This window comes from Sphingomonas sp. BAUL-RG-20F-R05-02, from assembly GCF_022662305.1.
GTDB lineage: Bacteria > Pseudomonadota > Alphaproteobacteria > Sphingomonadales > Sphingomonadaceae > Sphingomonas.
Genome location: NZ_JAKNQH010000001.1, coordinates 1,012,826 through 1,026,456 on the forward strand (window position 1 = coordinate 1,012,826; position 13,631 = coordinate 1,026,456).

Genomic DNA, 13,631 nt, shown 5'->3' on the forward strand with positions numbered 1-13,631 from the left:
GACCGTCAATCGCGGTGCGGCTCAGCGCGGCAGCGCCGCCGAGCCCGTCATGCGAAAGCTCGCCTGCGCACCCGGCGCGCCAGTGTCGGGCTGGCCGCCGCCGACCCACACCCGGTAGGTCGCCGCACTCGCGACCATCGCGCCGGTCGCGTCGGACAGTGCCAGATCGCGCGGATCGAGCTGGAAGGTCAGTGTCTTGCTCTCCCCCGCCGCGAGATGAACGCGCTGATAGCCCTTCAGCGAGCGGATCGGCGCGCCCTCGCGACCGGGCACGGAGAGGTAGAGCTGCGCGACCTCGTCGCCCGCCACCTTACCGATGTTGCGCACGGTCGCGGTTACGCTGGTGCCCGCCCCTGCCGCCACGACCGCACGCGACGGCTTCACCGCGCCATAGGCGAACCGCGTGTAGCTAAGCCCGTGGCCAAAGGGATATTCGACCTTGCCCGCGAAGTACCGATAGGTGCGGTTGGCCATCCGGTAATCGTCGAAGGCGGGCAGTTCGTCGGTCGAGGCGTAGAAGGTCACCGGCAGGCGCCCGCTCGGGTTGACCTTCCCGCTCAGCACGTCGGCGATCGCCTGACCGCCCGCCTCGCCGTGATACCACGCCTCGAGCACGGCCTTGGCCTTCGCCTCCTGCGCGCCCAGCGCCAACGCCGATCCGCTCTGGAGCACGATCACCAACGGCTTGCCCGTCGCGGCGAGCGCGTCGAGCATTTCGGTCTGCGCTGCCGGCAAGGCTATGCTCGTCCTGTCGCCGCCCGCGAAGCCCGGCACTTGAAGCGGCATCTCCTCGCCCTCCAACCAAGCGTTGAGACCGACGAAGGCGACCACCACGTCGGCCTGCCGGGCGGCGCGCACCGCCTCGTCCCGCAGCGCGGCGAGCGGCGGCTTCCATGCGAAGGTGACATCGCTCGCGCGCGACGATTCATGCGCGAAGTCGATGCGGATCGCATGCGGACTGGTATCGGCAAAATGCACCTTCATTGGCTCGAAGTCCTGGGCGCGGCCGTTGCACTTCGCGGTAACCGATTGATCGGGAAATCCGTCGATATTGATGGTGTAGCGTTCCGTGCCGTTGCCGACGTCGCAACGCTCACGCCGCTCCAGCTCGAACTGATAGTCACCGGGTGCGGGCGGTGCGAACATGCCGGTCCAGCGCACCGAAAAGGTTCGCGAGTCCACCCCGGCGGCAGGCGCGATCGAACCCCAGTTGACGTCGATGTCCGGCATGCGACGGGTCGTCACGGGCGAACCGCTGAAGCTCGCATTGTTGTAGAACGCGGCCGTCAGCCCACCGGGGAAGGCGCTACGCGGCACCGCGACGGCAAGTTCCCTGGTGAACGGCGCGCCTTGCGCATAGACGATCCGGTCCGCCCCGAACGCGGCCGCCATCCCGTCGACCGGCAACACCGCGCCGACGGGGGTACCATTGTAATTGCCCTCGAGCGCGATGAGCGACGCTGCGGTCGGACCGACGACGGCGATCTTGCGCGCGCCCGCGGCGAGCGGAAGCACGCCGTCGTTCTTGAGCAGCACGATGCTTTCGTGCGCCGCCTTCAACGCCAGCGCACGGTGCTCGGCCGAGTGGTTCTGGTCGATGCCGATGGTCGAGAACGGCACGTTCGCCGCCGGATCGAACATGCCGAGCCGGATGCGTGCGGTGAACAGCCGCTTCAGCGCGATGTCCATGTCGGCTTCGGTGAGATACCCCGCTTTCACGGCCTTGGGGAGATCGAGCATCTCGTCCTTGAAGTCGCAGCCGGTGTCGGTGCCCGCCTTGACCGCCAGCGCCGCGCCCTCCGGGTTGGTCGCCGTGTTGCGATGGCCGGTGGTGATGTCGTCGATGGCGCCGCAATCGCTGGTGATGAAACCCTTGAACCCCCACGCACCGCGCAGCGTGTCTTTCAGCAGCATCGTGTTCGCGCAGGCGGCCTTGGTGTCGACCGCGTTGTACGCGCACATCAGCGACGCCGCCCGACCATCGACGATCGCACGGCGGAACGCCGGCAGATAGGTCTCGGAAAGATCGCGTGGCGAGGGATCGACGTTGAAGCGGTGACGCAACTGCTCGGGTCCGCTGTGCACCGCGAAGTGCTTGGGCGTCGCGATCGCCTCGAAATACTTGGGATCGTCACCCTGCAGGCCACGCACGAACGGCACCGCCATGGTGCCGGTGAGGTACGGATCCTCCCCCAGCGTCTCCTGCCCGCGTCCCCACCGCGGATCGCGGAAGATGTTGATGTTGGGCGACCAGAAGGTCAGCCCGTAGTAGCGGTCGTAATTCTTCTGCGCTTGCGCTTGATTGTACTTTGCGCGCCCCTCGACCGCTATCGCCTTCCCCTCAGCCAACATCAGCGCCGCATCCCAGGTCGCCGCCATGCCGATCGCCTGCGAAAACACCGTTGCCTCGCCGGCCCGGGCAACGCCGTGTAGCCCCTCGTTCCAATAGTCGTAGGGAGGGATGCCGAGCCGTGGGATTGCGGGCGCGGTGTTCTGCATCTGCGCGGCCTTCTCATCCATGGTCATGCGACGGACGAGATCGTCGACACGGGCCTCGGTTGATTGTGTTGGATCACGATAGAGCTGAGCCGCAGCGTGGGTGGATGCCGTGAACGCGAGTGCCGCAAGAGAGACGGCCGCCAGCCGGTGGAGTCGTTTGTCCATCTCATCGCTCTCCTGATGACGCGGGTCCGTGCGCCGCTGTTTGCGCTGCCATAGCGCTCCGAAGCCCAGACGGAAGCCAATATGCCAACTGAACGTTATTTCCGCACGTTCGGCTTGGGCCTGAACGCAACTCCTGTGGCTGGATCGAGGACGAGGAACAGCTGGAGGTGTCAGAGGAGATGAAGATTCAGAACGGAGAGCCAGCTCAACTTAAGATCGCGTGACGCTTCCTGCCACGCCACTCCGCTGCCGCACGACGGCGATAGGTGATTGCGAAGTTGTCACGCTTGGAAAGCGCGGCGGCCGGTGCCAGGGATGCCAGGACCCACTTGCCTTCATCCTTTAGGACGGGCAGCAGTCGGGGGAGAGGCTTAGGAACACCGCAATTGTCACATGAAGATTGTAAAGACGCGCTTGTCGATCTTCCCCCCCCGATGCGGCGGAAGTCGGCCGTGGTCTCCTGTCGACGGCGTCTTCGAAATGAGCGCGTGAAGTTCCTCTGCGTCGATGAGGAAGCGTTGAACCTGCAAGTGCTCACGGACATGCTCCAGGTGGCGGGGGCTTCCGCATCGGCACACCTCTGCGCAGAGGCAGGCCTCATCGATCTCGCTACGAACGACTACGATATGATCCTTGTCGATCTGCGCATGCCCGGCATGGACGGCGTCGCCTTCATCGAGCACGTCCGCGGTCGCGCCGACGCCCGGCGATCCATTTCGATCATCGTCATAACTGCCGAAGGCTCCCCGGCTGAGCATGAACGATGCCGAAGGGCGGGCGCCGACGACGTGCTTGCGAAGCCGGTCGTCATGGACATGCTTTTCGACAAGATTGGGTCGGTCCTCGCGAAGGCGGGTCAGGTACGTTCATGATCGCCGCGCCGATCACGGCGCCATTCGCCGACCACGCACTGACGGTGGGGAGGCCTTGCCTAAAGCTACTTGGTGATCTGCCTGAATAGCGCCAGATCATAGGCCTCAAGCCCAGTTATGCCGTGAAGATGGTTGGCGGTGATCCAGGCAAGCCAGAGGCGGTGACTGCCAAAACCGCGACCCCGGCCGCCAGGACCCATGCCTAAATTTTCCTGCTGCCAACCGGTACCACGCATGTCATACTGCCGGCCAGGTAACGCGACCATCGCCTTGGTGTCGTTCAGCAGGATGCGCGCGACGTCGAGGTAGTGAGTATCGCCCGTCAGTTTTTACAGCTTCGCGTAGGATGGCACCGCCCAGTCGAGATACTCGTCCGCGCCGCCGGCAGATAACGCGGTGATCCCCTGCAGACCGGTGGTGGGCACGCCCTTCTTCCAGTGCAGCTGGGTGTCGTCGGCGTCGACCGGCATGGGCAGGTCCCAAAGCCAGATCCAGCTTTCGGCGAAGTCAGCCGCCGCCTTGGCGCGATCCAGCCATAGGCTTTCACCCGTCGCGTCATGGAGGCTGAGGAACGCCTCCATGCTCAGCATTCCCGCTTCCTTGTCGGTGATGTCGGGATTGTCGCTCGCGCCACCGATGAACAGACCCCGTACCCCGAAGCTGTTCCAGACGTAGTCGGCCGCACGCAGCGCCGCCTGCTGGTAGCGCGGGTCACCGGTCTGCTGCGTCAACAGGACTAGCAACGGCACCGGAGCATAGCTGGCGGTTCCGCTCGGCTCGGCGGCAACATTGCTGCTCGGGTACCATCTTCGGGGCCAGGATCCATCCGCGCGTTGCTGCGCAAGCAGCCAGTCGGCGTATTGCCGGGTCCAAGCCAACCATTCAGGATGATCGCGGCCGAGACCACGCTCGCGCACGTACGCCCCGACCAGCGCCCGCATGTCCTCGGTCGCGTTTCGCAACCAGGGCGCAAGCCAGATGTGATTGTAAGGCTTACCCGTCGCGAGATCATAGCCCGTCGCCGGCAGCGGCACTGTCGGAAGCGCGTTGATCATCGAGGTGATGATCGCCAGGCCGGTTGCCCGCATCTTCCTTCCGCGCTGGCTATGATCACGATCGCCCTCCAACAACAGTTGGTCGGCATTCTCGAGGTTCTTGCTGACGAAGCCCATGCCGGCCATCGTCCAGTTCCATTGGCGCTCGGGGGTCGGCACGGTCGACAGCACGAACGGGATCGCGGTGCGACCGCCGATCGTCGCGGCTTGAGCTTCGAGATGATCAAGCAGAACACGTCGGACCAAGTCGACATCGAGCGGCCGCACGACTGGCTTGAGCGTCGCCCACGCCCAACGCCAGACGTTGCGGCTCATCTCGGGAAAAGCCGCTTCCGCACCGATCCGGTAGCTTATTCGGTACTTGTCCACGTCGCCGCGCACGATGGGGTGGTAGCGGCGGAGCTGGACCGGTTCCGCTGAGGGATGGCGACGATCACCATAGCTCGTGACGTTTTCGGGATACGAGAAGCGCAGCGCCGTTCCCGTCTGCTGTTGCTCGAGTGCCAGCGCACCGAAGCGAAACCGTTTGTCGATTAGCTCCGGTTCGGCGAGCGTAGTATCGGCTTCAGTGGTATCCCCGCGCGGTGCCGGGTCAAGCATCGCCAGGGACCCGCCGCCCGCGAACGAAACCGCAAGCATCGGCGCCGGCAGAATATCTTCGCGCAGTTGCAGACGATGCGCAGCATAGGCGAGTGTACCACCCGGCGATCGCTCGCCATCATGGCTGGGATCACCATAGATGATACCTGGCGCCATGACCGTCATCTCGCCCCACCGCACGACGGGATCGATCGTCCAGCCGATTGCTGAGGCGAAGCCGCCCGGTGCGCTCGCGAGAACTTCGATGCGCCGCGCGATCGTCACGACCGAGCCGCGAAGTGACCAGTGATCATGGAAGCGAAACGTCGGTCGCCCCTCGACCAGAATGTCGGTCGCGGCGTCAACCCCGTCGGCGGCGGAGATTACCGAGCCATAGGCTTCGCGCATGGTGAGCGGGGCGCCGCCCGGATGGTAAACCTCAACCTCGGCCGGCTGCGGCTGCATGACCCGCGGCATGTTCGGGCCATTGACCGTCATGCCCCAGCCGTTGGCGCCGTGAATGAAGGTCACGACCGTGCCGTTCGGGGTTCGGCCGAGTTCGACCGCAGATCCAGTCGAGGCAGGTGGCAGCTGTCGACCATCCGCCGGTGCGGACGAGGACCAAGGCCTCGTGGAACCCACCGCCTGTGCACCGAGCATTGCCGACGATACGATCGCACCAAGCGCGACGATCGTGGGCGGACCTGACGGTGACTTCATCATCTTCCTCTCTCCCGCACCCGTTCGCGCTTCTTCGTCGCCGGATAGTTGTCGTTGGAGCCTTTTGCCTGTTACGCCCCGTTGATAAGTAACTGGTATGCTTCCACAACTAGTTCGGCAAGCGGGTATGTTAGCGCTCCCAAGTGAAGTCCTGGAGATCGTACGCGCATGACGTGCAGCGCTCGGATTGTTGGGGTCTCTACACAGGACGACCGGTACCCCACGCGCGAAGTGGTCAGATCGTCTTACGGCAAGAGTTCGAACGGTCGTAGTTCTCAAGTTGACGACCGCTCGTACGGAGGATCAGCGAGGCCTGATCCCGCATGAAGATCCGCGAGGCCAATTGCGATCCGACTGGCCGACTCGAACAGGCATGAAACCCTTCGCTGTTGCTCCCGCCGTCGTTCATACTCCGCCAAGCCTCGTGCTAACGGGAACACTGTCTAGGGTTTCATCACCGATCAGGAGGAACGGCGTGATGGTTTGGCTTCGAGGCCCGCCGTTACCGGTCGATGAAATTTACGGTCATGCGGTGACCTTGATCGCTGGAAGCATCACTGTCCTTTAGGCGACTTCGCCGAATTTTCGGCTTCATCCTGTTTCAAAAGACCCGGGTCGACCGATTGCGGGCTCGCCACCTCGCCGCCTCGCCGGCGATTCCCGGCTCCTGCGACATGTCGTTGCTGTCTGGTTCGTTGCCAGGAATGCAGGTCCGGTTCATTCTCTAGCGACTCCCGCCAAGAATGGCATCGAGCGGATTATCTCAACCGAGGATACCGCCACGTCCAACGACCGCGCCGGCCTGTCCACCGAATAACGGTGATCCGAGGATACCGCCCAGTCCGCCTTCGTTCTGCGTCGCGTTGGCCGCACCACAGTTCTGCGCGAAATACTTGGCGACCATCGCCGCCACGATCTACGCCATCGCCTTAATGACGGTGCTTGAGACGCCGCTCTCTCCCGCGGTATGGTCGGTAACTTGCCGGCTAACGTCTTTGCTGCGGAAGATGCGGCCCAGAATGTCGGTGCCCGCAGCGCTGTCGGGCTGATCGATGGCGCCAGCGCCCTGTGTGACTGAAACGAGGCCATCGTCGTCAGCACGCTTCGGCATTCCGCCGCACCATCCCAAGAAGGACGCGGCCGGCACGACGGGGGAGCCCGAGAGAAAACAGATGGAGAGATACCCCGACATCGCGATATTGCAAGGCTTGGATGGCCCGTTCTCTTCGAGGTCCCGACGTCTCGACCCTGCCCCGCTGAAAGGCTACCTTCGGTGCTCGGCTATGGAGGCAAACCGGTGACGACCAAAATCACCCGACGCGAAATGATGATGACGTCGTCTGCATTGGGCGCCAGCATAATCTTGCCCAGCGCTGTGGCGGCGGCGGATGCTTCGCCGCAAGACGCCGCGGCGGCAGCCATGCTGGAGACGATCGTCACGCGTCTGCTGCATGAGTACCCCGAGAACGCGACGCAGTACGGCGTGGATAGCGGACGCTTCGCCGCTTTGCGCGCGGCGTTGACCAATCGCTCGGCTGCCGCTGAGACGTCACGGGCGCGCTGGGCCGGTCAGACGCTCGCGAAACTAAAGAAAGTGGCCCGGGCCGGACTCTCCGCCGACACCGCGATGAACCTCGATGTCGCGCAGGAGGCGTTCACCCTGGCGATTGAAGGCTGGACGTTCCCGTTCGGCGACATGGCCGCGCTGTCAGGCGGCAACAGCTTTCGCAATACCCCCTACGTCGTCACGCAGCTAAGCGGTGCGTTCGTCGACATACCCGATCTGATGGACAGCAAGGCAATTGTCGCGACCCCGACCGATGCACAGGCCTATCTTGCCCGCGTCGAAGCCTATGCAGGCGAATTGTCCGCGGAGGCTGATCGGATCGACCGCGATCGCGGCCTTGGCATGGTGCCTCCAGATTTCATCCTCGACATCGTGCTGGGTCAGATGGTCCCAGCGGCGTCCGCACCGATCGGCGAATGGACGTTGGTCTCCGCGCTGCGGCGCAAGGCGGCGGCGGCAGGTCTTTCCGGACGCTACGGCAACGACGCGGAACGGCTGTGCCGGGACAAGGTCGGTCCCGCCATAAGCCGCCAGATCGCTGCGCTGAAGGCGGTACGAACGGACGCCGCATCAAGCCCCGGCATCGCGAGCCGCCCTCAGGGCGGGGAGTGGTACCGATGGGCGCTGCGCGCGGCAACGACCACGACCTTTTCGCCCGACGAGATCCACACACAGGGTCTCGAGCAGATCGCCAAGATCCAGGCTGAGATGGACATGCTGCTGAAGGCGCAGGGGCTTACCAAGGGCACGGTGGGTGAACGCATGACGGCGCTCAGCACCCGGCCCGACCTTGTGTTCTCCAATGACGATCACGGACGCGAACAGCTTTTGGGCTACCTCAATGGCCGCATCGCCGACGTGCGCTCGCGCCTGCCGCGCGCGTTCACCCGTCTGGTGAACGGCAGCCTCGTCATCAAACGGGTGCCGCCGTCGATCCAGGACGGCGCGCCGAACGGCTATGCGGCCGCCGGATCGATCGATGGCACACAACCGGGCATCTACTACATCAACCTCAAGACCACCGCGACCTGGCCGCGCTATTCGCTTCCGACCTTGTGCTACCACGAGGGCATTCCCGGACACATCTGGCAGGGTGAGTATGCGAACCGCCTGCCCCTGATCCGAACGCACCTCGCCTTCAACGCCTACTCGGAAGGCTGGGGCTTATACGCCGAACAGCTGGCCGATGAGCTCGGCGTCTATGATCAGGACCCGCTGGGCCGTCTCGGCTACCTCCAGTCGATGGGCTTCCGCGCCTGCCGTCTCGTGGTCGACACGGGCCTCCATGCCAAGGACTGGACGTTCGATCAGGCGTTGTCGTGGTTTCATGCCAACACCGGGATGCCGATGGTGCAGTTGCGGAGCGAGGTCCAACGCTACTGCGCAATGCCGGGGCAGGCCTGCGGCTACAAGGTCGGCCACAACAAGATCAACATGCTGCGCCTGAAGGCTCAGACCGCACTGGGTGCGAGATACGATCTCAAGCGCTTCGACGACGCGGTCGTCGAGACGGGCAACGTGCCGCTCAACCTCCTCGAGCGCGCCATCGACGCGTACATCGGGAAGGCGTAAGGGGCTCGCGATTTGGGCCAATAAGAATTCTTAGTTGCAGGCGTCTCGGCCAATGCTACCCGGCGTTGGGGCCTAGCCAGCCAAACGCCGAGACGATAGCACCGCCGTTCGCCCTTCCATTTGCCGCCGGAGCAGCCGTAAACAAACCGGTCGTACGCATCGACTACCGGCTGTGCCGCCCCAATGCCCTGACTGCAGAGCGTCGTGAACCGTTCGGCGCCATCGCAAGCCAGCGGTGCCCAGCTCCGCTCGGATCGCACGCTCGTGGATCACGCGCGCAGCGGCATGCAGTTGCGAATCGTGCCGCATCCCAACGCTCTCTGATTCAGATGGCCGTGCCTGCCGACAGTTCTCCCTCTCATATCACCGTTTAGGAACATTGCAAGAACATACCGGACCTGCCCTGCCCGCCGCATTGAACCGGGGGAGGCACAAGGTGACTGAACACAAGGATGAGCAGACTGCGCCGAGGCGAGCATTCGGGCGATGGCTGCGGACCCAGTGAGATAGAGGTGATTGGGTGGACGGGATCGCGGACGCCGCCCGCGCCGATCGCACGTTTCCGAAGGATGGCGCGCATGAAGCTGTTCGCGCCCAACTCCGGGGCCAGCAGGCGGACGGTGATGCGTTCGCCGCGGTCGATGACGCGGGAAGCGACTGGATGGCGATCTGACGTGGCGCCTGTCGTCACCACCGCGCCCCTCACATGCGTCGTGACACGCGTCCACGATGGTGACGGTCCGCTATGGTGCCGGTCCGGCGAGAAAATCCGCATCGCAGGCTTCCAGATGCGGACGTCACGAGTGCGGAGCCCTGCCGACGGCCGGACAACCGACGGGTAAATTACACGTGCGGTGATCGCGCGGCGGTGCGATCGCAGGAGATCGTCGCGCGCCTTGTGCTAAGAAAGCGTCTTATTTGCCTGCCGAAGGGGACGAGCCACCAGAGCGCCGTCGCCCGGTGCACGCTTCCGGACGGTCGATCCCTGTCGTGCACGGCGATAGCCGCCGGCGCCGCCGTGCGATGGGATCGATATTGGCGGTGCTATGGCATGGGGGAATGCCGTTGAGCCGTTCGGCACGACGCTCGCGCCGTTGAGGAGACAACGTAGCAGACGGAAAGATCGTGCCGGTAGAAGAGGATGGAAACAATCCGGCGACAAGCTGTTCCGCGCCGAACCAACAGGAGAAATGATCCTGAATTTGAAGGGCTTATCGCCATCCGTGAGCGCACTCGTTGAAAGCGTGCGCGATGCCGCCATCGAGGAGGGTTTCGACATCACCGACATCGATGAGGACGGCGACACGGTCGCGCTGACCTTCACGCGAGAAACAGATGTATCCGGCGATCACGAGAATGACGAGGACGAAGAGGAATAGTCGTGGCGCCGGACGAAAATAGGCGTGCCACGGCAACGCTCCTTATTGGCGTGGGCGTGCCGCTCCTGACCGCGTGGCGCGCGGTCAGCTGCGGGCCGCCCACGGAGGACGAGGTCGTGGTCGTCGCCGGAGGCAAGGGTCGGTCGGATACTGGCAGGTTCGGTATGGCTACACTCTTGATTTAAGGGGGGGGCGCAAACGCTCATACCGGGTCGCTCAGGCTGGCGATCAAGACCTTAGTAGCGGCCATTCGCTAAGCGCGATTTCCGGCAGAAGGTGCGTGCAATAACCTCCGGAAACAAAAAGTCATAAAGCACTAGCTAGGTTCATATATATCTTATAAATACGCCCAATACCGATCGTAAGGCCGGAAAAATCACACGTGCTCGCAAGGCACGGAGTTGGGAGGATCACATGATGGCGAAAAACCTTTTACTCTGCTCGGCGTCTGCAGTGGCGATGTTTTTGGGCGGTTCCCCGGCGCAGGCACAGCAAGCCCCTCCGGCAGGAGCAGGCGACACCGTCGGCGCCGGCACCATCGCCGATCAGGGGGCTACAGGCGAGGATGCGCCGACGCAGGATATCATCGTCACCGGCATCCGCAGTAGCCTCAAGGCCGCGCAGGACATCAAGCGCAACTCGGACCAGATCGTCGATGCGATCGTCGCGCAGGATATCGGCAAATTTCCCGATCCAACTGTCGCCTCCGCGCTGCAGCGCGTGCCTGGCGTGCAGGTCGTGGTCGGTGATAACAACGAGATCGCCAATCCATTGGTGCGCGGTCTCGGCGACATTCTCACCACCTTGAACGGGCGCGAGGTGTTCACCGGCGACGGTCGCGGCTTCTCGTTCCAGGATATACCGGCCGAGGCGCTTGCCGGTGCGCAGGTTTACAAGAACAACAGCGCGAACATGATCGAGGGCGGCGTCGCCGGCGTCATCAACATGGATCTGCACCGCCCGTTCGACTTCAAGGGCTTCGTGCTGGCGGGATCGGTCCGCAACACGCTGTCGACCAACCTCAACAAGTCCTACCCGGCGGCCAGCCTGCTGCTGTCGGATCGCTTCGACACCGGCATTGGTGAAATCGGCGTGCTGTTAAGCGGATCATACGCTCGCAACGATTTCGATCGCCCGGTGGCCTTCGATGATCTGATGCGCTCGGGTAATCATGGGCCAGGTGGCACGACCGGCGGCGCGGCGGGTGGCTTCCTGCCAACCGGCGTTGGTGGCCTTAACCAGTTCGGCACCTATTCCCGCCCGCAGATCAACGGCTCGATCCAGTGGCAGGCGTCGCCCGACCTTCAGGTCTATGCGGACGGACTGTGGGCGGGGTATCGCAACACCTCGTCCACCGCGTTCCTCATAAACGATGCATTCTCCGGCAGCTCACTGACGAACGTGCAGAAAGACGGCAATTGTAACACGTATAACGTCAACCCCGCCGGCTTCAATCCGTCTGGAGCCGACCCGTCGCAGGTGGAGCGACTCTGCAACGTCACTTCGTACACGGCTAACAACGGCAACGGCTTCACCAGCAACCAGGCGCACAAACAAAGCACCGACGATTACATCTTCGGCGGGGGTGTGAAATACGATCATGGCCCGCTGCACCTCAACCTTGACGGGTCGTATGAAAAGTCGACCTACAACAGCAAGACCTTCATCATCGACATCGGCAAGCGTCTGTCGCAGGTCAACATCACCACCAACGATGGCGGCGGGGTAAACTTCACCGCTCCGGGGAACGAGCTCAGCCAGCCGGGCGGCTTCTTCTTCACCAACGGCCTTGACGACGATCGTCTCAAGTCGACCGGCACGCTCGCCGCTATCAAGCTCGACGGGCAGTATGATGTCGGCGGCTTCCTCAAGCAGATTCAGTTCGGCGCGCGCGCGGCGAGCCGTATTGGCCAGTATCAAGAAATCGTTGTTAATCCGGGCGCGCCGGGCGGTGCCTATGCCACTTCGATTGACGGCCAAGGCTTGCCCGCCAACTTCCTCCAGCCGGTGCCGGGTGTGCCGCGCATCTATGGCGGCACGCCTTGGCTCCAGCCGGGCACCGACGTACTGCTGAACGAAGCCGTTGAGGATCAACTGCGCACCATCTTCAAGGTGCCGACCGGCGACCAACCCTATGATCCGGCGCGCAGCTTCCGCGCGCGCGAGCGGACCTATGCCGGCTACGTGCAGGGCAAGTATGAGATACCGTTCGGCGGCGCGATCGCGCTCGACGGTCTGGTCGGCGTGCGCGTGACCCGCACCGAGCGCACCATCGCCGGCACGGGCACGGTGAACAATCCAGACAATACGACCACGCTGGTGCCGGTCGCACGCGATACAAGCGACACCGACGTGCTGCCCAACGCCAGCGCCCGTCTGAAGCTGGGCGGCGGCCTGCAACTGCGCGCCAGCTATGCCAAGACGCTGTCGCGCCCCGATTTCGGTTCGCTTAATCCGGGGCTGAACTATGCGGTATCGACCAACGCCAACATTCAGAACGGCGGATCGCAGGGCAATCCCAACCTGAAACCGCAGAAGGCTGACGAATTCGACGCGATCGGCGAATTTTATTTCGGCAAGTCGAACACGATCTCGGTCGGAGTGTACCAGAAGAACATCTCCGATCGCGTCGTTACTGAAGGCGTTCTCACCCCGATCGGCGGTATCAACTATCTTATCCAGACGCCGCGTAACCTCGGCAAGGCGCGACTGCGGGGGATCGAGGCTTCGGCGCAATATTTCTTTGATTTCCTGCCCGGGCCGCTGGCGGGCTTCGGCGTCTATGGCAACTACACGCTTGCTGACAGCAAGGTAACGAGCGCGGGCGATCCGCTGTTTGGTTATCAGCTTCTCGGCGTGTCGAAGTACAACTACAACGCTGGGCTAATCTACGAGAAATATGGCATCTCGGGCCGCCTGGTCTATACGCATCGCTCGCATTACTTCGACGGTGATAACACGACGTCGGTCAACCTCCGTCCGACCGACCAGGCGGTGTTCCTGAACGGGGTGCGTCCAAACGGCCGGCTCGACTTCAGCCTCAACTACGACGTCAACGCGCATCTCACGCTCACCGCCGATGGCACGAACGTCACGCGCTCCACCTACCGAAGCTATTATTTCTACGGGCTCAACCCGCACGATATCCGCTTCGACGATACGAGCTACTCGATCGGTGCGCGCATCCGCTTCTGATCTCCTTCCTGGCCGGGGCCGTGTGTCC

At 63.3% G+C, this 13,631-nt stretch carries 9 protein-coding genes; 5 read left to right on the forward strand and 4 right to left on the reverse strand.

What is annotated here, in order from left to right; translation table 11 throughout:
• Positions 1–21: 21 nt before the first annotated feature.
• Positions 22–2,664 carry a glycoside hydrolase family 3 C-terminal domain-containing protein gene (locus tag L8F97_RS04860; protein ID WP_242146983.1) on the reverse strand — a complete coding sequence of 881 codons (2,643 nt, stop codon included), beginning with the start codon at positions 2,662–2,664 and terminating at the stop codon, positions 22–24.
• A 386-nt stretch (positions 2,665–3,050) separates the two neighbouring features.
• Between L8F97_RS04860 and L8F97_RS04865 the strand changes: the two genes are divergently transcribed.
• Positions 3,051–3,536 (forward strand): response regulator, encoded by a 486-nt coding sequence (locus L8F97_RS04865; protein ID WP_242146985.1) that lies wholly within the window; start codon positions 3,051–3,053, stop codon positions 3,534–3,536.
• 329 nt (positions 3,537–3,865) lie between these two features.
• On the opposite strand, the gene L8F97_RS04870 is transcribed toward L8F97_RS04865, so the two are convergent.
• The 3 genes from L8F97_RS04870 to L8F97_RS04880 form a co-directional block, all read right to left on the reverse strand.
• Positions 3,866–5,893, reverse strand: a complete 2,028-nt coding sequence (locus L8F97_RS04870; protein ID WP_242146986.1) for a hypothetical protein — start codon at positions 5,891–5,893, stop codon at positions 3,866–3,868.
• A gap of 760 nt (positions 5,894–6,653) precedes the next feature.
• Positions 6,654–6,803 (reverse strand): hypothetical protein, encoded by a 150-nt coding sequence (locus L8F97_RS04875; protein ID WP_242146988.1) that lies wholly within the window; start codon positions 6,801–6,803, stop codon positions 6,654–6,656.
• Between the two features lie 3 nt (positions 6,804–6,806).
• Positions 6,807–7,001 carry a hypothetical protein gene (locus L8F97_RS04880; RefSeq protein WP_242146990.1) on the reverse strand — a complete coding sequence of 65 codons (195 nt, stop codon included), beginning with the start codon at positions 6,999–7,001 and terminating at the stop codon, positions 6,807–6,809.
• A gap of 186 nt (positions 7,002–7,187) precedes the next feature.
• On the opposite strand from L8F97_RS04880, the gene L8F97_RS04885 reads away from it, so the two are divergent.
• From L8F97_RS04885 to L8F97_RS04900, 4 genes are all read left to right on the forward strand, one after another.
• On the forward strand, positions 7,188–9,029 hold the full coding sequence (locus tag L8F97_RS04885) for a DUF885 domain-containing protein (RefSeq protein WP_242146992.1): 1,842 nt from the start codon (positions 7,188–7,190) through the stop codon (positions 9,027–9,029).
• A 520-nt stretch (positions 9,030–9,549) separates the two neighbouring features.
• Positions 9,550–9,702, forward strand: a complete 153-nt coding sequence (locus tag L8F97_RS04890; RefSeq protein WP_242146994.1) for a hypothetical protein — start codon at positions 9,550–9,552, stop codon at positions 9,700–9,702.
• Between the two features lie 373 nt (positions 9,703–10,075).
• Positions 10,076–10,408 carry a hypothetical protein gene (locus L8F97_RS04895; RefSeq protein WP_242146996.1) on the forward strand — a complete coding sequence of 111 codons (333 nt, stop codon included), beginning with the start codon at positions 10,076–10,078 and terminating at the stop codon, positions 10,406–10,408.
• Positions 10,409–10,867: 459 nt separating this feature from the next.
• A complete protein-coding gene (locus tag L8F97_RS04900; RefSeq protein WP_242147186.1) occupies positions 10,868–13,603 on the forward strand; it encodes a TonB-dependent receptor in 2,736 nt (911 codons plus the stop codon).
• The last annotated feature ends 28 nt before the right edge of the window (positions 13,604–13,631 follow it).